Annotated in this window: 15 protein-coding genes and 1 pseudogene; 9 read left to right on the top strand and 7 right to left on the bottom strand. The window is 45.3% G+C overall.

Going from position 1 to position 18,079, the window contains the following annotated elements; translation table 11 throughout:
* Positions 1–186: 186 nt before the first annotated feature.
* A complete protein-coding gene (locus LLG09_09530; GenBank protein ID MCE5197339.1) occupies positions 187–507 on the bottom strand; it encodes a hypothetical protein in 321 nt (106 codons plus the stop codon).
* Positions 504–4,985, bottom strand: coding sequence for an Hsp70 family protein (locus LLG09_09525; protein MCE5197338.1), 4,482 nt, complete (start codon positions 4,983–4,985; stop codon positions 504–506). Before LLG09_09525 ends, LLG09_09530 begins: the two co-directional genes overlap by 4 nt.
* A 512-nt stretch (positions 4,986–5,497) precedes the next feature.
* Here LLG09_09525 and LLG09_09520 point away from each other — a divergent pair.
* Positions 5,498–5,908 (top strand): hypothetical protein, encoded by a 411-nt coding sequence (locus LLG09_09520; GenBank protein ID MCE5197337.1) that lies wholly within the window; start codon positions 5,498–5,500, stop codon positions 5,906–5,908.
* 478 nt (positions 5,909–6,386) lie between these two features.
* Here the strand turns inward: LLG09_09520 and LLG09_09515 are convergent, their stop codons facing one another.
* On the bottom strand, positions 6,387–6,596 hold the full coding sequence (locus LLG09_09515; protein MCE5197336.1) for a hypothetical protein: 210 nt from the start codon (positions 6,594–6,596) through the stop codon (positions 6,387–6,389).
* A 310-nt stretch (positions 6,597–6,906) separates the two neighbouring features.
* Here LLG09_09515 and LLG09_09510 point away from each other — a divergent pair, with 310 nt between their 5' ends.
* From LLG09_09510 to LLG09_09495, 4 genes are all read left to right on the top strand, one after another.
* Positions 6,907–7,425, top strand: coding sequence for a hypothetical protein (locus LLG09_09510; protein ID MCE5197335.1), 519 nt, complete (start codon positions 6,907–6,909; stop codon positions 7,423–7,425).
* Positions 7,426–7,467: 42 nt separating this feature from the next.
* Positions 7,468–8,463, top strand: a complete 996-nt coding sequence (floA, locus tag LLG09_09505; GenBank protein MCE5197334.1) for a flotillin-like protein FloA — start codon at positions 7,468–7,470, stop codon at positions 8,461–8,463.
* A 38-nt stretch (positions 8,464–8,501) separates the two neighbouring features.
* Positions 8,502–8,843, top strand: coding sequence for a hypothetical protein (locus LLG09_09500; GenBank protein MCE5197333.1), 342 nt, complete (start codon positions 8,502–8,504; stop codon positions 8,841–8,843).
* Positions 8,844–9,272: 429 nt separating this feature from the next.
* On the top strand, positions 9,273–9,761 hold the full coding sequence (locus LLG09_09495; GenBank protein MCE5197332.1) for a DinB family protein: 489 nt from the start codon (positions 9,273–9,275) through the stop codon (positions 9,759–9,761).
* A 190-nt stretch (positions 9,762–9,951) separates the two neighbouring features.
* On the opposite strand, the pseudogene LLG09_09490 reads toward LLG09_09495, so the two are convergent.
* Positions 9,952–10,080, bottom strand: a pseudogene (locus LLG09_09490) (transposase).
* A gap of 1,509 nt (positions 10,081–11,589) precedes the next feature.
* Between LLG09_09490 and LLG09_09485 the strand changes: the two are divergent.
* The 3 genes from LLG09_09485 to LLG09_09475 all read left to right on the top strand — a co-directional run bounded on the left by LLG09_09485 (position 11,590) and on the right by LLG09_09475 (position 13,700).
* Complete coding sequence (locus LLG09_09485) at positions 11,590–11,748, top strand: hypothetical protein (GenBank protein MCE5197331.1); 159 nt, start codon at positions 11,590–11,592, stop codon at positions 11,746–11,748.
* Between the two features lie 303 nt (positions 11,749–12,051).
* On the top strand, positions 12,052–12,963 hold the full coding sequence (locus tag LLG09_09480; protein ID MCE5197330.1) for an ABC transporter ATP-binding protein: 912 nt from the start codon (positions 12,052–12,054) through the stop codon (positions 12,961–12,963).
* A 2-nt stretch (positions 12,964–12,965) separates the two neighbouring features.
* A complete protein-coding gene (locus LLG09_09475) occupies positions 12,966–13,700 on the top strand; it encodes an ABC transporter permease (GenBank protein MCE5197329.1) in 735 nt (244 codons plus the stop codon).
* A 122-nt stretch (positions 13,701–13,822) separates the two neighbouring features.
* Here LLG09_09475 and LLG09_09470 read toward each other — a convergent pair whose 3' ends face one another.
* Positions 13,823–14,827 carry a DUF4065 domain-containing protein gene (locus tag LLG09_09470; protein ID MCE5197328.1) on the bottom strand — a complete coding sequence of 335 codons (1,005 nt, stop codon included), beginning with the start codon at positions 14,825–14,827 and terminating at the stop codon, positions 13,823–13,825.
* Positions 14,828–15,086: 259 nt separating this feature from the next.
* Between LLG09_09470 and LLG09_09465 the strand changes: the two genes are divergently transcribed.
* Positions 15,087–15,605, top strand: a complete 519-nt coding sequence (locus tag LLG09_09465) for an IS630 family transposase (protein MCE5197327.1) — start codon at positions 15,087–15,089, stop codon at positions 15,603–15,605.
* A 38-nt stretch (positions 15,606–15,643) separates the two neighbouring features.
* Here the strand turns inward: LLG09_09465 and LLG09_09460 are convergent, their stop codons facing one another.
* Entirely contained in the window at positions 15,644–16,495 is an 852-nt protein-coding gene (locus tag LLG09_09460) for a CPBP family intramembrane metalloprotease (GenBank protein MCE5197326.1), read from the bottom strand.
* Between the two features lie 113 nt (positions 16,496–16,608).
* Positions 16,609–18,079, bottom strand: a 1,471-nt coding sequence (locus tag LLG09_09455) for an IS1634 family transposase (GenBank protein ID MCE5197325.1), incomplete at its 5' end; no start/stop codon positions are given.

The raw sequence follows: 18,079 nt of genomic DNA, 5'->3' as shown, positions 1-18,079 counted from the left end.
GTTCCAGGGGGACGGGGGTGTTGGCACATGTGCCAACACCCCCGTCCCCCTGGAACCTGCCTGACCTTCTCCCGTTCGGGGTGATTCAGATTGATTTCCATACTTTTCTCCATTGTTTGGTGAGCCGGAAGAGTAACTTCAGCTTTTTATAGAAAGCAGCCTAAGCGAGAGAATAAAAAGGGAAATTCATACGCTTCCTTTTTTGCTTGCCTGAGCAAAGCGTAATTGCAATGACTCTTTTTGTTTCAAGAACTGGTTATAGATACCTCTCTTGGTATCATGCGTTTGCAGCAGTTCATGCGAAACATCGCCCAAAGGGCGATCAAAAAAATTCATACAGTTTGAGTATGGAAGGATTTTCATAGGATTTCCGAAAAAACCTTGCTTTTGTCTTCCCGATAAATTGGCTTGCTTCTCTTCAACCTGATTTTCTGATTGGGCTGTCTGGGTTGACCGCCGGAGACTCGCCGGCCTTTTCGAGAGAAAACGGTTCAGTTTGACCTTCACTCAGCCACTTTATATTTTGAAAAATCATTCCTGATCAAATGAATTGGTAGGGCGATTGGCTGCTGCTCAGCTGTAAAGAGTCCTTGGTCCAGCTGTTGCAAATTATACTGTATGAGTGTGATAATTCCAATGACTTCTCCCAAATCATTGATCAATGGTCCGCCGCTCATGCCTTTACCGATTTTTGCATCGATGAAAATGACTCTTTCCGCTGAGATTGCTGTATGACGAATGGAATTTACAATGCCCCTGGAAATATAGATATTCTCGCTGATGGAATTGGAGGTTGGTGACGGAAAACCGAGCGCTAAAATTTGCTCACCCGGTTCGACGAACTGAAATTCTCCTATTCTGAAGGGAGTCAGGTTTTCTTCCACTTCAAGGATTGCCAAATCATTGCTTGGATCCAACTCGATCCCGCTGACCGTCAGCATTTTATTATTGGCAAAAATTCTGATATCCTGACGCTTTGTTCCTTCCAGCACATGCCGGTTTGTCACAATGAAATGAGGAGCGATACTAAAACCGCTGCCGCTGAGCGTTTTTTGCAAAGAGTCGGTTTGGATCATAAAGACCGAATCAGACACATTTTTTAAAAAAGCATCGAGCCGGTTAAAATCCGGATAGACTCTCTGAAAGCTGCGTCCATACTTGCGATGAACCTGAACATATTCTTCCCGTTGATAGAGGCGGGAGCAGCATTTTAAAAGAAGTTCGAACGCAGTTTCGGTTAATCCGGCCGGACTGGCAGCTAAGGATTCTAAAATCTCCTTTGCTTGCCTGCAGCGTCCGTCAACAAGGTAAGCATTTGCGATCTTTTCCGGACTCATCTTGTCTAAATCTGGCTCCAGCGCCTGCAGCAATTGAATCCATTGCCGCATGACCCGGCAGAATTTCATTTCCAGCGCATCGGTTGTCTGTTGTATAGACAGCCGAAAACCGGTCAGCATAGTCAAACGTTCCCGTAACTGCGGCAAGATTTCCTGATCGCTGAAATCGGAATGTTTGGCTGACAGCTGCCGAAAGTTTTTTTCAATTGTGGCGGCTTCATCCTGATACTTTTGCAGCAGATAGGGCAGTTGCTCTCTCTCAGTGAAGATTTCCTGGATTAGACTTACCTGCTTGGCCGTTGCCCGATACAGCCGCGCATTGACTTCTATTTTCTCATGAAACAGCCCGGCAAAAATCCTGCTGTCCTGCTCCGCTGCCGCTGCTGTTCTTCGGAAAACAGCGAGCAAATTTTCAAATTCATTGCTGGTTTGTTCCAGCTTTGTTTCAATGGCTGCCTGATCTTCGCTCTCGGCAAAGTGCTTCTCAAGCGCTGCCTTTTCCAGCGGAGACAAGGTGACCGCACCATCCAGCCGGATCGATTGTTTTTTGCGTGTTTTTTTATCTTCCGCAGATACTTTTAAAATACAATCCGAACCAATGTCAAATTCCACTAGAATTTTTGCTGTTCCGGCAGGAGCCGGCAGGATACCGTCAAGTTTAAAATTACCCAGGAAGTAATTCTGCCCCGGTTCCGCAGACTCCCCCTGATAGATCTTGATATTGACTTCTGTTTGGTTATCCCTGACCGTCGTATATTCCTGCAGGTGCTTTGCGGGAATTGTGGTATTGCGCTGAATCAGACAGCTCATTTCCTCTTCCTCTGTCTGGTCCCCTTGTTTCAAAACCGAGATACCCAGGCTATAGGGCACCATATCCAAAAGTAAGGTTTCCTCTACATCTTGCCAGAGAATCGCTCCTGTTAGGGCTGCACCCATCGCCACAACCGTGCCGGGATCCATCCCCACCAATTGCTCGGCTTGCAACACGCTTTTAACGGTTTGCAGCACAGCCGGCATTTTACTGGCATTGCCTACCAAAAGAAATTGCCGAATGACAGTGCGATACTCCTTTACCGCTTGTTCGATCGTTTTTTTCAGACGGAGCAGAAACGGACTTGCTATCTGTTCCAATTCTTTTCTTGTCAGAGTCAGTGCATAGGAGGGTTGATTTAAAAAATAAGGTAATTGCAAAGTATATGTTTCCAGTGTGGAAAGATTGATTTTCAGATTTTCACAACCATCCAGCAGGCGGTTGATTTCAATTGGCTGATTGGCTGCGGATAGCTCGATCTGCAGTTTTTCCCTGATATCGGTAATAGCGAAACGCAGCAGGGCGGCGTCTATATCACTCCCGCCCAATTTGGTATCTCCAAAGATATTCATCACTTCATAGACACCGTCACAGACCTCCAGAACCGAGATATCCAGTGTCCCACCGCCCAGATCAATCACGGCTAATGTCCCAGTATATGCTTTTTGATAACCATATGCCAGCGCGGCAGCGGTGGGTTCATGCAGTAACCGCAATACCTTCAAACCGGTAATTTCCGCCGCATCGCGCGTCGCTCGTTTTTGATTATTGTTATAAAAAGCAGGTACAGTCAGAACCACATTGCTGAGAGTGATAAACTCCTGCTCTTGCAAAAACTCGAGAATTTTTTCTTCCGGGAAACGAAGGTTCTCTTTTTGCAATGCCTGCCGAAATTCCAACTCTATTTGGCCTCTTAAATAAAGTTCGGCATTCAGCTTCAGGCGTTGAATGATCATCGCGGCAATTTCTTCGCTCTTATATTTCTTTTTGCCAACAGTAAAACTACCGCCTCCGCCGATCGACCTTTTGATGCGGGCAGCAACACACTCCGGTGCGGTCAACGAACGCAGGCGCGCTTTCTCGCCGAAGATGGGTTTGTTGTTTTCATCCACACCAAAAAAGGAAGGTTCAAAAGAACGGTCTGGCGTGCCGGGCACAGGGATTACTTGCAGCTTTTTTATTTTTTTTTGGAAGATCGCAGCGGTAGAATTGGAAGTTCCGAAGTCAATACCGAGCACAGGTGTGTAAGAAGCGGCAACGATTTCCTTGGCAGCGGCAAACCATTTCTGCAAATCTACTGCAGTTCCTCTTAATTGTTTTGCCATTGCCTCTTCTATTTGCTTAATTTGATCGGGCAGGTGATATTTTTGAGCAATGGACATCGCGTTTTCGAGATCAGAAAAGTCAGTGGATGCAAGATACCGTTCGATGGCTTGCTCATAATCACCCGTTTTCAGAGAAAGATCAGCCAGTACATGCCAATCTGGCGAAGCAGTCTTCCGGTAGCATTGTATTGCTTCGGTATAATTCTCCAATTTATTATATAAACGGTAGGCTTGATCAAATCTCGCCGCTTTTGCATAAAGCTGAGCGGCGCTGAGCAGATTACCGCCGCGTTCGTGCAGTTCAGCCAATCTGATTTCCATGCTGTAGTCTGAATTTCTTTTTTCGCCGGCTGCGGCAGTCGCTTCGATGGCACGGTGAAAAAGATTGGCTTTCTCATAGTACAAACTGGCAAGTTCCAGATCGTGCAGAACCTCTTCGGCCAGGCAGCCGGCTTCCGCATATTTCCCCGCCTTTTCTTCCAGTAAGATTCTTTTTTGATAAATTTCCCTGATTTCGTTGCCGTTCTTCGCCGCAGTCAGCAATTGGTCGTAATACCGGCGCCCCGACGTCAAAATTTCATCTTTTTCCAGCGAGCCGCACTCAGCAAAACCCGCTAAATCCATCGCTTCGATAAATTGAAAACCTTGCATTTTACTCAACAAAAGTGACTTCGCTTTGGCACGGATCAGAGAGAACGCCGCCTGCGGATTTTCCATGCCGCTTGCATAAGCGCGCGCCGATGCGAATTGTTCCAGACGCAGCAGTAAACTCAGCTTCCGCTCGGCTTGACCGGTAAATTCCAGCGCTTTCCTGAGATCACCCAGGGCCTCCGCGGTTCTGGAGATCCCTTCCCGATCCCGGATATCGGTATAAATCCGGCAGGCCTCCGCATACTGGCCGCTGCTCTCATAACAGCGTGCAGCTTGCTTGACATCGCCTTCCTGTTCATATAAACAAGCGGCTTCCTTCAATTGCCCGATTAATTCTTGCACGCGTGGATTGGAGGGTAGATATTCAGGCGCGTACAAGCCGATTTTTCGAATTACTTCGCTCATGGTCGGACTTTTGGTGAGGTCACCATTATATTTTTCCCATTGCGTGACAGCGTTGCCAACAATTTCCTTATCCAGTTTCTCTTCCTTAGCCAGACGCAGAGCAATTTCATTCGCCTGACCTTTTTCAGCTAAAAAAGTCAGCGTATCTGTCAGCAGCCCGAAAGAGTCGCAAAGAATCAACGCTGCAGCAGCATACCCCTCTGACTGCAGCGCCGTGCTTTGTTGTTTGATTATCTGCCGATTTATTCTCTGGCTTAGTGACACTTTATCCTGAATTTCTGCCAGATGAGCCAAGATGAAATTTGACAAAAGGTCGTATCTCTTCAGACGCAGAAAGTAGAAGAACCCATCGCTGAAAATCGAGACCATTGCCGCGGGATCACTGCTTATGGAAGCTTTCTTTATTTTTTTTTCAATTTCCAGATATTTATTTTCCGGTTTCCAAAAATCAAACATGCCTTTGCCTCCCCCTGCCGGATTCTCCGGATTATCCAACCTTTCATAAATTATACTACTCTTTCGCGCCGGATCTGTCAAGAGATTTCCAGTTACGCCGACCATCACACTGCCCATTCGCTTCTGCCGTCCGTTGCGATTTCTGAATTTAACCTGGATGGCCACCGGCGATTCCTTCTCTTCTTTGCAGAAGTCTTCTCCCCGCAGGAAAGCAGCCGTTGCCGAATCGGATTCAGAACCGTATCGTTAAAAATGCATTTGCCGATGCTTGTTTACCCGCATTGTCCTGGCGACGTCCGCCTTCTATCGCTGCTGCCCGGCTTTTGAGCACTGAGGATTTTTTAGGCTGTAAAGTAAATTCTTGAAATGCTTCGGGACTGGTGACGTTTCACGATTTTTGATGAGATGCAAGGTATGCTTGAACACCCAGAAACCGTTCTTGACTTCCGCTTGTCCATGTGCTATCATATTATATATATAGTTCCAATTATATAGAAAGAGAAGTGTTCACAATGGGAGAGCTGGGAGGAGTTCTTGGTTCAATAACCGGCCTTTGTCTTCTGCTTGCGCTGCTGAATTATCCGGTAAAGTGGGTCAATAAACGATGGATAAGCAAACTCTCCAAGGAATCCAGCGTTAAAAAGACATACCAGTCTGTCATGCGGTTTCTCGTGCAGAAGCACCGCTATTTCGCCTTTACGGCCGTGGTCACGCTGGCGATCCACCTGTATCTGCAGCTCACCTATCGGTGGCTCTCCATAACCGGAGTCATCACCGGCGCACTATTGATTCTTACGGTTCTGCTTGGCGCGAACCTGTTCTTCCGGCACAAGGGAGAACGCGGTCTGCTGTTGCAGGTGCATCGCATCTCAGCGCTAGCCACACTTCTGAGTTTCATTGTACATAACATTACCAGCCTGTAACCCCTAAAACGGAAGCTGCTCTTTTCCCAGGCGGGCAGCCAGGCAACCTTGCGATTTGGACATTGCTGGTTAGCGAGAGCAAGGCATGCGATCGGCTCGACTGCTGGTTTCCTCGATCGATAAGGACAGCACGGATCGTTTTCGCACCGTTTAAAAGACATCGGCTCCCGGAGCTGTAGCAAGACGAAAAATTGCCGCAGCTCCTTCTTTTTATGTACCATTTCGTTAACGGCGATGAACTTTTCGCATCGCTCCGGGTTGTTTGCGCTCAAACACAGCAAAGTGGTTGATGACGGTTGCCTCAGAATTATCCGCAACACCGCTTTAGCAGTCTTAGGTACTTGTTTTCCTGACAAGTTTCATTGAATTGATCTGCTGGTCGAAGATCATCCATCCTGAATTCGAAGGAAACGGATTCGGCTAGGATGCGTTCTCGAATTTCGCTGTGATGAAGATAACAACAAGCTGACTCAGAGACTTAATTTTTGATCAATTCAATTTCAGAAAGCAGCACCGAAGACGCTTTGCCGGTGTTCATCTGCGTCAGCACGTTGAGCTTGGCTGCCGTAATCGAAACTCCCGGAGCAATTTCGGACCATGCCGCGCGATAAGACGCCTTTTGTTGCCATATATAGTGCTTTGCATCCGCTCTGACGGCTTCCGGGATACTGTCATCCACTTCGGCCACAATTGTCGCCGCATCAGTGATCCAGCATTCTCTCTCTCAAAACACTCTTGCATGTTCTGAAGAAGAAATCATAAAAGAAGCTTAATCCGGGCGATTGCTGCCGATAAAACGATTCCCTTTCAACTCAACCCGTCGCAAGAATTGACTTTTCCCTGAATTTGTTATATGATAAAAAGAAAACGAGCGGTTTTCAGTTGGTGCAATGAACTGCCGGTGAAACCTGATCTTTGGGGTGGAGCACTTTGAAAGGGAATTTCTGCCCTTTCCTTTTAGATGAGAACAATCAGCAAATGAAAGGAGGTGGATTTTCGTGAACACTGTAGTTTATGCAGGCTTAACAGACCTTTTTGCAGATATCGGAACGCTGCAGATCGTTCTGTTCCTGCTCGGACTGGCTTTATTGTTTGTGGAGATATTCATACCCGGATTTGGTATTGCCGGAGGCAGCGGCATCCTGCTTTTAATCGTCGGCATCCTCATGACGGCGCAAACACCGCTTCAGGCTGTTGTGATGATCCTCATTCTGCTTTTATTGCTGTCACTGCTTCTTTTTGCGATCCTGCATTCGGCAAAAAAAGGAAAATTATCGAAAAAACTGATCCTCAAATCAGCCTCAAAGCGAGAAGATGGCTACAGCAGCACAAGTGATCATTCCGCTTTGCTTGGCAAGGATGGTATTGCTCTTTCGCTTCTGCGTCCGGCAGGCATCGGTGAATTTGATGGTCAGCGCCTCGATGTGGTTTCCGAGGGGCGGTTCATTGAACCCGGTACGAAAATCCGGATCGTCGAGACCGCAGGAAGCCGCATTGTTGTGAAACCGATTGAATAAACGATCAGTCCCGAGAGGACAAGAATGAAAGGAAGGGTTTTTATGGGAACTGAAGCGATTGGCTATCTGGTGATTCTTGCGGTTATCCTCATTGTATTATCCCTGTTTTTCAGTTTTGTACCGGTAGGGCTCTGGATTTCCGCTGCAGCTTCCGGTGTCAAAATCGGTATTTTCAATCTAATTGGCATGCGGCTGCGCCGCGTTGCGCCTATGAAAGTAGTGAGTCCTCTGATCAAGGCGGTCAAAGCCGGTCTCGATCTGAATATCAATCAACTGGAGGCGCACTATCTGGCCGGCGGAAACGTTGACAGAGTGGTCAATGCCTTAATTGCCGCGCAGCGCGCGGAAATCCCTTTGCAATTTGAACGCGCAGCCGCGATTGATCTGGCAGGTCGCGATGTCCTGGAAGCAGTTCAGATGAGTGTGAATCCCAAGGTGATTGAAACACCGTTGGTAGCCGCCATTGCGAAAGACGGTATTGAATTGAAAGCCAAAGCCAGAGTCACCGTGCGGGCAAATATCGACCGGCTGGTCGGCGGCGCCGGCGAACAAACAATAATTGCGCGGGTTGGAGAAGGCATCGTAACCACGATCGGTTCTTCCAATACGCACAAAGATGTGTTGGAAAATCCAGACCGCATCTCAAAAACAGTTTTGAGCAAAGGTTTGGACAGCGGCACGGCCTTTGAAATTCTTTCCATCGACATCGCCGATGTCGATGTCGGCCGCAATATTGGAGCCCAGTTGCAAACCGATCAGGCTGAAGCCGACAAGCGCATCGCACAAGCCAAAGCAGAAGAACGGCGGGCGATGGCCGTGGCGCGTGAGCAGGAAATGAAAGCGGCCGTGGTGGAGATGCGGGCCAAAGTGGTCGAAGCGGAAGCCGAGGTCCCCAAAGCGATGGCGCAGGCTTTGCGCGAAGGCAAACTGGGCGTTATGGATTACTACAACATGCAGAATATCATTTCCGATACCCAGATGAGAGGTTCCATCGCGAATAGCGGGAAAGCGGAAGATTCTTCGCCGCCCGTGAAATAAACCAGTTACAGGCTAAGAATTGAGGTGGCAGCCAACTTATGAGTTTTATGAATAATCCTATCTATGAACTGCTTTTCAGCAAACAGCCAGATAAATATGCTGATTTCGCGGCAGAGAAGGTTGTACAGACCGACCGAAATGAGCTGCGTCCCACAGCCATTGAAACGGTGCAGACCTTCCCATCCGCCTCCCCGGAAACAACTGCTATGCCAGCGGACTCTGTTGATGCCGATGGCAAGGCAGAAAACACGCTGCAAACCGACGAGCCAAGACAAACGCATTTCCAATTGACTTCAGAGCAAATGGTTCAAGGGATCATTTTAGCGGAAATCCTGGGCAAGCCGGTTTCCAAAAGGCATGGTTTTCGGCGTAACCTTTAACCCAGCGAAATATCTCCGGTATCTTTGCACCGGGACAACTTCAGCAGCAAATCGCGATGCAACTTGCTTTCCGCTGCATCAATTGTCTCGGATTTCGGTTTTGACACCTCCCGGCTGATTGTGAAACAAAAAGAGGGCACATATCGTCAGCTGTTTTTGTCTTTATGAACGATCAAGGCAGATAAGGCTGATCTAAGTAATCATAACGACAAACCCAGAGAGGCCCACATCAAATGAAGGATTTTGGCATCAGGCAAATGAATAGAAAGATACAATGATTTCCCAATCTAATTCTTCCCAAAAAAACAGGACTGAGTTCCCGATTGCTGATGATTTTTGCTTGCGGATATGCCGGAATAGAATAAGCAAGAATCGTCAGGGACCAAAAAGAGCTTTGCAAAGTGAACCACAAAAGAAAGGGATGGCGACATGAGTGAAATACTGGCAAACGATTTAAAGGCGCAATACAAGAAAGCTTTCAATACAATCCGGAGGATCGCAGAAACCTTTCCGGAAGATCGGTGGCGCGAGCCTCACGGAGATGTATATTACATCCCCTGCCGCATCGCCTATCATTTGGCTGTTGTCATTGATAACTATATCGCCGGTGGATTCAGAGACAAGGATTTTAGCGCGAAGCTCCCGTATGGCAAATGGATTGACGCCAAAGCTGAGAACCTTCCTGATAGAACTGAATTTCTTGCCTACTTCGACAGCGTGCTCGACAGGGCCGAAAAGGTTCTGTCCAATCTCAACGATGACGACCTGATGTCTGCTCTGGAGCCGGAACGGACCCGGATGGGCGCGAGCCAGATGGGGATGCATCTGTACATGATGCGGGAGTTATCCGACCACACAGGCGAACTGAACAAGATGCTGATCGAAGACGGCGGACAGGATGTGTGGATTTCCAGGTGACGGAGCTCACCCTCTCTTCCGTCAGGGTTACAGGCTGTGATGGCCGGCCCAACCCTTATAAGTGGTTGACCGATATGCATCTCTTGGCGTCTCGAAGCGGTTTGCCAACCGCAAAACCTCCCCAATTGCCGCTGAGGCGACTCATTTCTGATTTACTTTGGCCGGTTCAGCCATAAACGGGTCTGCACATACCTTTTCGTTCATACACTTCCCGCCTGATTTTTCCTATATCGACCTTTTGCTTTCCATAGATCACTTGTCTCCGAAATTTCAATGCAAATACTAAATGATACTTACAATTCCATGTTGGCTGTGTCAAACTGTTTTGTCCAGTCTGGTACTTACCTCCTTTGAACTAAATGTAGTTGGCAAACTACATTTAGTTTATCATAGGAGGTTTTTTTTGAACTAAAGTGCTTCCCTCCAGGGACTGTAGCAACCAGCCCCTTTTTTATGCAGCTTTTTCGAAAAGGTTTCGGCAACTCATCGGCGCCATTTTCTATAGCTTGGGTTGACGACGTTCATAACAATTGTAGTAGTGAATGAAATCTTCCATTGCTTTAGCAAGGAACTCATAGTTTTCAAACTGATTTAGATAATACATTGCACACTCAGGAATCTATTCAAAAGTTCGTGGAGATGCTACTATTGAGATCGGCTTGCTCAAAAACTGAAAGAAATTAGCCCGGGATATTGCAGTGGGTCAGAAAATGTTTATCTATGTGACTTCTCCGGTAAAGAAAATAATTGGTTTTATGACCGTAACAGATGACATGCAAGTGTCTAGTGACCTGAATAGTAGGTGGCCATGCAACATAACACTAAACTGGGGAATCGGACCAGAACAGGGAGTATCATTAAGCGATGTAAGGTTACCCATACGACCAAGAATTGGTGCAACTCTCTTTCTTGTTCGGTGATTTGATTTCCCACTACTAAATTTCAATCAACGGCTGTCCAACTTTTGGCTTACCAATCACTGATCGGGTACATCGGCACTGAGTATATCGACGGACGGCTCACAAAACGTGAGGCGGTCAAGTCTCTGATTGTTGCCGGAGAATAAAGAACAAACAAGGATTACAAACAGGCGGGGAGCGGGTATGATTTCGCTCCCTTGCCGTTTTGCCGTGGCGCGGCGTGTTCGTCTGATTTGCACCCTATCGCCTGGCAGAGTTACGTAATGCCCACTGTCTGATTTTCTATGATATTCCTTAGATTTATTGGGATGTAAGGCGGGTCTTTGTACTCCCGCATGCCAAAATCGCCCTTAAAGCGCCCGAAACAGCCAGTTTTTGCTTTTTTATTTATGAAAAACCTATATAACAGGCACGCGCTACCCTTATTAAAGCTGTGGAGATGCAGACCGTTCCTTGGCAGCCATAAAAAATGTAAATTCCCTCTTGTGCCCCTTTCTAACATACATTATAATGAACTTTATGGAAGTGAGCACGTGACTATAGATGAAATCCTGAAGAGTATCCGTAAGGAGTTAAACATATCACAGGAAACCCTCGTTCGCGACTTGAATGTTAGTTGTGCCACGCTCAACCGATAGGGGAACAACCGTGCGAAACCAAGCCGACTGGCTTTAGTGCAATTAAAAGACTACTGCTCCAATAGCGGCGGTCCGGTGGAAGTGATAGCCGCGCTGGAACCCATAAAAATATAGAACTTCGGAGGACATCTGTATGATTAAGAATATTATCGAGTCGAGGCTAACAATTAGGCGCCGCCAAACGACCGTGAGATTGCCATACTGCGCGAATACTTCCCTGCCTGTTTCAAAACGGACGGTTCATTTGATATGGAGTGTTTCAGGGAGTTTTTGAGCGACAAACTAACCGTGACGCACAAGGGCAACGAACTGAAATTCCTTGACAAGAACTATGCGCGTCTGCTTGCTTCGCTCGACACGAATACTGTCGTTGTACCGGACGAGGAGCATGACGCCGAGCCTGCGAACGCCGAGAGCAAGAATATCTAAATCAGCGGCGATAACCTCGATGGCTTAAAGCATCTGCTCAAACCCTATTCCCGCAAAGTGAAATGTATCTATCTATACAGAAATAATCATGCAGAGATTGCTACAATTTAGTGATTGCATTAAATTGTTGCCACTTGCGGGGTAAGTAACGCTCTTGCAGGGTAAGTTTTGTAGTCGGGATTAACCCCGCTATTTTTTAGGGATAACTGTTTATCACTAAAATAATTTACTATTATTTGAAATAAGACTTGCTTTACCCCAGGAGCAATGTTGTAGAATAATATACAGGGAGGTAGATACCCGATGCAAGCAATAAAAATCAACGAAGTATACAAGAGCTATGGTGCTAAGGAGGTACTCAAAGGTATCAATCTGACCATCGATGAAGGTGAGATTTTTGGCTTTGTGGGTCCCAACGGAGTGGGGAAAACCACACTCATTGAATGTATTCTTGGTATGAGAGAGATTACAAGCGGCAATATTGATGTATTTGGTTTGGATGCCAAACGTGATCACTCTAAATTCGTAAGACTGGTAGGCGCTCAACTGCAGCATGCGGAGATATCTCCGAATCTAAAGACAAAAGAAGCGGTTGTGCTTCAGGCGGGACTGTTTAAAACGAGGGTAAATGTCTGTGACGAGCTGGAAAAGGTGGGGCTGCGAGACCAGAGAAATACTTTTTTCTCCAAGCTATCCGGGGGTCAGAAACAGCGCCTGTTAATTTGCCTTGCTTCTGTTCATAAACCGAAAATTTTGTTCTTTGATGAGCTATCAACCGGACTAGACCCCATTTCACGAAGAGATGCCTGGGGCAGAGTACTTCAACTCAAGGGAGAGGGGAAAACGATCATATTGACAACACATTTCATGGATGAAATAGAGAGTGTGTGTGACAGAGTAGCTGTGCTAAAGGATGGGAAAATTCATTCAGCAGATACACCGGCTAATTTGGTTGCCAAGCTGCCTTATCATATCGTATATGAATTTGAATCCGCCGATGAAATTGCGCCCGTTATGATAACAGCGGACTTTCCCATGCTATCCGTTGCTCAGATATCCGATATGCAATACCGGCTTTGTGTAAACTCAGAAATTACCGAAACAGAGCTATCAAATTATATGGAACATCACGGTTATCGCATTCAACGTATTAAGAAACGCAAAACATATTTTGAAGACTACTATTACGATCTCTTTACAGGAAGAAAGGGATAAAAATGTTTGCCTTATTTAAGATGAAATGCATTTTGCTGCTCCGGGATTATATCGGACTCTTTTTCACCATTATCTTCTGCCCAATGCTCCTTGTCTTATTTGGTTCTATATATGGCAATACTCCCAATCCATTTTTCGGAGGACTCGGGACCGTAGATATTTCTATCCCCGCATATACAGGTCTTGTTTTTGCAGGTGCAGGACTTATCAGTATGCCAGTTTCCATAGCAAGCAGTCGGGAGCGGGGCGAATTACGTCGATATCAGATGACGCCTGTTCCACCGGCTGCATACCTTATTACCGATATGCTTGTGTACTATCTCGTGTCGCTGGTCGGTATAGCACTAATAGTTTTGATTGGTTACTTCGGCTGGGGTGCGGTCTTCGAGGGGAATGTATTATTTTTGATTGCAGGGCTGCTTTTATCCGGAATCTGCATTTTTTCAATCGGTCTTGCAGTGGCATCAGTATCAGGTAGTGCAATGGTGGCGCAGGCCATCGGTATGGTGGTATCTTTTCCAATGATGTTCCTTTCCGGAGCAAGTATGCCTCTGGAAATGCTACCGGATGCAATCAATAAAATTTCGAAATTTATGCCGTTGACATATTGTGTAAGCAGTATGCGTAATATATGGATCGGAAACGCTTTCAGTACATTTCAAAATGATTTTTTAATTATGTTTTTGATTTCAGTTGTATTTATTATATTTTCCTTCTTTATCTTCAAATGGGAATAAAAAGGTTCGGTGATTAGTTAGGACAGAAAAACACCGGGTCGATTCTGAAAAAAGAGTCGATTCCCCGGCACTTTTCTGTGAAAATGCAATTTGAATTGATACGCTTTTACTTTTTATTCGGATTAGTTTAACTCAATGTCTTTGGCAAACGAATACGGAATAATCTCCCCGGAGCGAGTTGCCTGGTAACCAGATTCTTTATGCGAGTAATTTGAAATATCTACTGAACCAAACTCAGAGAACTTAGCGCAGATTCTGTCCAATACAGCAATTTCGCTTTCGGACAGAACGCCGTCTGGCACATCGCATTCGGGAATAACTTGATGACATTCATATCCGTTATCATAAACGACTTCAATATGAGCCAAATGATTGGCTGTCATGGTTCCGAATAAAATGTCAAAATTGTCTGGAACCGGTCCATATGGCAGGTGAACATATTTTGCTCCAGATATTGAAACACCATTTTCTTTATAGAAAATCATATCTGCATAGTTTAGTAGTTTGAGCAATTTGGTTTTCAACAGATCTTTTTGCCTGTGCGCAATATGCAATACCATTGCGCAGAATTTCTCGTAATCGAAAGCCTTGAATCCATTATCTACAGAAGGCTCACTGGAAGAGAACAACTCAAAGAAGTGATTTCCAGAACGACTATCTGTATTTTGCTCCAGCATGTCAACTGTTTTGAGTAACTTCTTTGTTTGCTTTGAATCAAGCATGATTTCGTTTTCTGTGAGATAAGTCCGCATATTTTTCGGTTCGCGCAAGAAAAAGAGCAGGCTGTTATGTGCTTTATCTTGAACAGAGCCGTTCTCATATCTGCAAATAGTCTTATCACCCCAATTGAGAAGTTTCGAAAATCTTCTTTGGCTCAAACCATACTGTTCTCTTATCTTCTTTATTTCCTCAGGAAGAAGAAGTTTGTGTTTCCTCCGATAGTTATTGTAAGCATTTACCAATGTCGCGTTATCGAGTTTCTCGCAGAAAAGTTCTGCTCCGCACTCAGCACAAACAAGGAGTTGTGCATCGACTTCGATTGACTCACCACATACATCATACGTTTCTTTTTTATTGATAATTCTTGTTTCTATTTCACTTCCACATTCTTCGCAATACTTTTTCATTGATGCCGTTCCTTTTCCTAAATAAATTCATCCTCATGAAAACTCAAGCACTTAAGTACATAATCTCCTTTTTCTTGTACGATTTTTGTTTTCACGTAGAATTAGTTGCCGCAAATATTTCTTTTAAATTCCCGTAAGCGTCAAATACGTTTACGTTGCAGCCATGGAAGGAAGTATATAATCGTTCATACAATGAGAATTATCCGGTAGTCTGTATGGATGAAAAGCCCTTGCACTTCTTGCTGATGCTCGCTGTAAAATTAAAATGCAACCGGGAAAAATAGAACGGATTGATAACGAGTACATACGCAAGGGTACCTGCAGCATCTTCCTTTTTACCGAGCCGCTAAACGGATGGCGGTATGCAGATGCGAACGAACACAGAACAAAAATCGATTGGGCGTTTCAGATCAAATGGCTCGTGGAGCAATATCCGACCGCTGAAAAAATCGTTTTGATCATGGATAATCTTAATACTCATAACACCTCCTCTCTTTATGAGGCATTCACACCGGAAGAGGCACTACGTATAGCGAAGCGGTTGGAGATACATTACACGCCAAAGCACGGAAGTTGGCTTAATATTGCCGAGATAGAATTATCGGCTCTCGGTCGCCAATGTCTGGGGAAACGGCGAATTGATAACTTACAGACTTTGAATCATGAACTGAAGGCATGGTATGTCGATCGAAACCTGAAACAAAAATCTGTTGATTGGCAGTTTACTACCGATGCTGCCAGAACAAAATTGAAGCGGCTTTATCCGATTGTTAAATGAAACATTTAGGTGTTACATACTACTAGATCTTACTGAAATTAAGCTGTATTAAGCTGTATTATGTTTATAATAATATACATTATCGACCAAGGGTTTTTAAAAATCTCGAACAACTGATTTGGATTTGGTCTATATTGAATCCAAAACTCTTTAATAATAGTTCGATTCTTGGTTCCCTTGACAACATAATACATCAAGCATAATACCGTTACTAATAGTAGAGTAAAACCTGTTAATGTATTAGCTGTTATTATTTGATTTTTAACCGTGAAAATTACTTTGTCGTTAATTGAAATATACGATAAAATTACACTAAACGCATTGCTTAACGCATGCAATAAAATAGACCACTTTATCCCATACTTATAAGCAGCATACGAAAATACAAGACCTCCCAAAAAGGCATTAACTATATATGTTAGGTCCAAATGCGGTAGAGAAAAAAACAGAGAATTTACTATGAATGCAAAAGATATACCAAAGGGTAACAAGCAATGTAAAGCTATACCTCTAAAATAGGTCTCTTCCACAACTGGTGCAACAAAGACAGCAAGATAAAATTGTTCCCACAAAGAGTATTGACTAGGACTATCACTTACATCCACCGGGAAAAATATATTTATGACAACAACTAATAACCCTGTTAAAATACGCGCTAGCCAGCTAAGCATGATTATTTCTATGACATCTTTAAATGACGGACGTTGCTTATTCTGAAACATCACAGGAAATTTTCTTCTCAATAAAATGAACATAAAAGCTATAGTTAAGCTATATGAAATTAACTGAACAATGATATTATCAATAAAATTAAAGCTTAAAAGAATTACATACGAAGGCAGAAACATATACCAGTACTTTTTGATAATAGAAGAAATTGTTACCTGCATTTATGATCCCCCTTGAAAAATTCCAATAAAATTGCAAAGCTCAGGTAATCTATCTGACATTTCGCACCCTAGGATAGACTTTCACTGAATTTAAGGGTAGGGGAAACCTAATGCTAGAAGTTGCGGACTGCTGTATAGATGGTTTCATCAAACCCAGCCAGCTCAAGAATTCTCTTAACATGAGGGCCCGCCGGTTTGGCAATAGCACGCTGCTCACCTAAACGGACCACACGGATACTGGCCAATAGTTCAAGCAGCATGGCGGCGGTAGGGTTAGCAATTTTGCGCTTGTCAGGATGCTGTAACAGTTCTCCTTTGTTTTTCAGTGCTTCACGAACTCTGAGTTCAAGGTGCGTAGCCACCAACAAGGCAAAAAGAAACACATAGGCCAAGGCTTCTACCCGGCTTTTGTTCTTCAGGTAGATAGGGCCCACCAGAAAAGGTGATTTCAGGAAGCGAAACTGTTTTTCTACGCTTCCCTGCTCCTTGTACTCCTTCAGGATCTCTTCGTCTGTATATTGTTGGTCATCCAGGAGATTGGTGATCAATAGAAAGGTCGAAGCATCTGCCTTCTCTTGCTCCATGAAGCTCTGATCCGCCTCGAGAACCTGAATGCGAGCGAAATACTTTGCTGTCACGACAGGGACAGCGTCCCTGGCTGGACGACCACGCCTGACATGCTTCGCTGTCTCTTCTATTTCCACAGTTCCCGCGAGGCCGAAAGGGGCTTTCTGCTGCTTGATGAAGTCTGCCATCGCCGTCTCCGCATCTGCCTGGCAAGCAAATGCTTGTTTCGCCAAGACAGAAATGGCATGTTCCAGTTCTAGCTTGGCTGTTTCCCACCGTTTGGTGAGCGTGTTCTCTTTGCGGCTGCCCAGTGCCGAGGAGTGAACGACGATGAAACGATAGGGCTGGCCGTATAATGTCCGCACAAAGGATTGGCTGCGGTAGACTGCGGCCTCACGTTGTTCACTGAAGGTTCCAATGGTGTTCCATGCCCCATAGCGAGCGGATGCTTTTAGCTCAGAAGCAAGTTTGAATGTCTCCGGTAGACGTGAAATGAACTGAATCCCACTCCCCGCCGCCATTGCCTTCAGATTGTTTTCGTTAACCAAAGCTGCATCGGCAACGAAGATCACATCGGCAAGTTTCTCGGGTGACATCAGTGAACGTAGCTTGTCGATCACGGTTGGATACCATTTACCGTCATTCTGATTCCCGTTCAGAACCTGACCGAAGGCGGGCAGTCCTTCCGGAGTAACCGCCAGACCCATCATGATCTGTTTGAGGTCATGGCGTAAGTCTTTACTGTATCCAAGGGTGATATCCAACGATCCAGAACCTTCATAAGCGCCTTGCACTGAGATCGAAGTCGTATCCACGTGAAGCCTGCCGACAGGCCCCCGGCTTAATAAACCGGATAGCGATATCGATGAAAAAAGCTTATTCATATCCGTGCCGGCGAGCAGGTCGAGGGCTCTGCCAAGAGCGTCATCGTTAAAATTCTCGGCTTGAATCCCCTGACCGAACAGCACCTCACAGTCTTGCTCGCGATAGAAGTCGACCACATGATATAAAGCCTTC

The sequence above is a fragment of the Negativicutes bacterium genome, from assembly GCA_021372785.1.
Taxonomy (GTDB): domain Bacteria; phylum Bacillota; class JAAYKD01; order JAAYKD01; family JAAYKD01; genus JAJFTT01.
The sequence above is the reverse complement of the archived record's forward strand: the minus strand, read 5'-3'. Positions and strand labels throughout refer to the sequence as shown.

Excerpts from the sequence above, each read along its gene's own strand:
- LLG09_09520 (MCE5197337.1), top strand. The coding sequence starts at position 5,498 with ATGGGAGAGCTGGGAGGAGTTCTTGGTTCAATAACCGGCCTTTGTCTT.
- LLG09_09460 (MCE5197326.1), bottom strand. The coding sequence starts at position 16,495 with ATGCAGGTAACAATTTCTTCTATTATCAAAAAGTACTGGTATATGTTT.
- LLG09_09480 (MCE5197330.1), top strand. The coding sequence starts at position 12,052 with ATGCAAGCAATAAAAATCAACGAAGTATACAAGAGCTATGGTGCTAAG.
- LLG09_09495 (MCE5197332.1), top strand. The coding sequence starts at position 9,273 with ATGAGTGAAATACTGGCAAACGATTTAAAGGCGCAATACAAGAAAGCT.
- floA (MCE5197334.1), top strand. The coding sequence starts at position 7,468 with ATGGGAACTGAAGCGATTGGCTATCTGGTGATTCTTGCGGTTATCCTC.
- LLG09_09475 (MCE5197329.1), top strand. The coding sequence starts at position 12,966 with ATGTTTGCCTTATTTAAGATGAAATGCATTTTGCTGCTCCGGGATTAT.
- LLG09_09500 (MCE5197333.1), top strand. The coding sequence starts at position 8,502 with ATGAGTTTTATGAATAATCCTATCTATGAACTGCTTTTCAGCAAACAG.
- LLG09_09470 (MCE5197328.1), bottom strand. The coding sequence starts at position 14,827 with ATGAAAAAGTATTGCGAAGAATGTGGAAGTGAAATAGAAACAAGAATT.
- LLG09_09525 (MCE5197338.1), bottom strand. The coding sequence starts at position 4,985 with ATGTTTGATTTTTGGAAACCGGAAAATAAATATCTGGAAATTGAAAAA.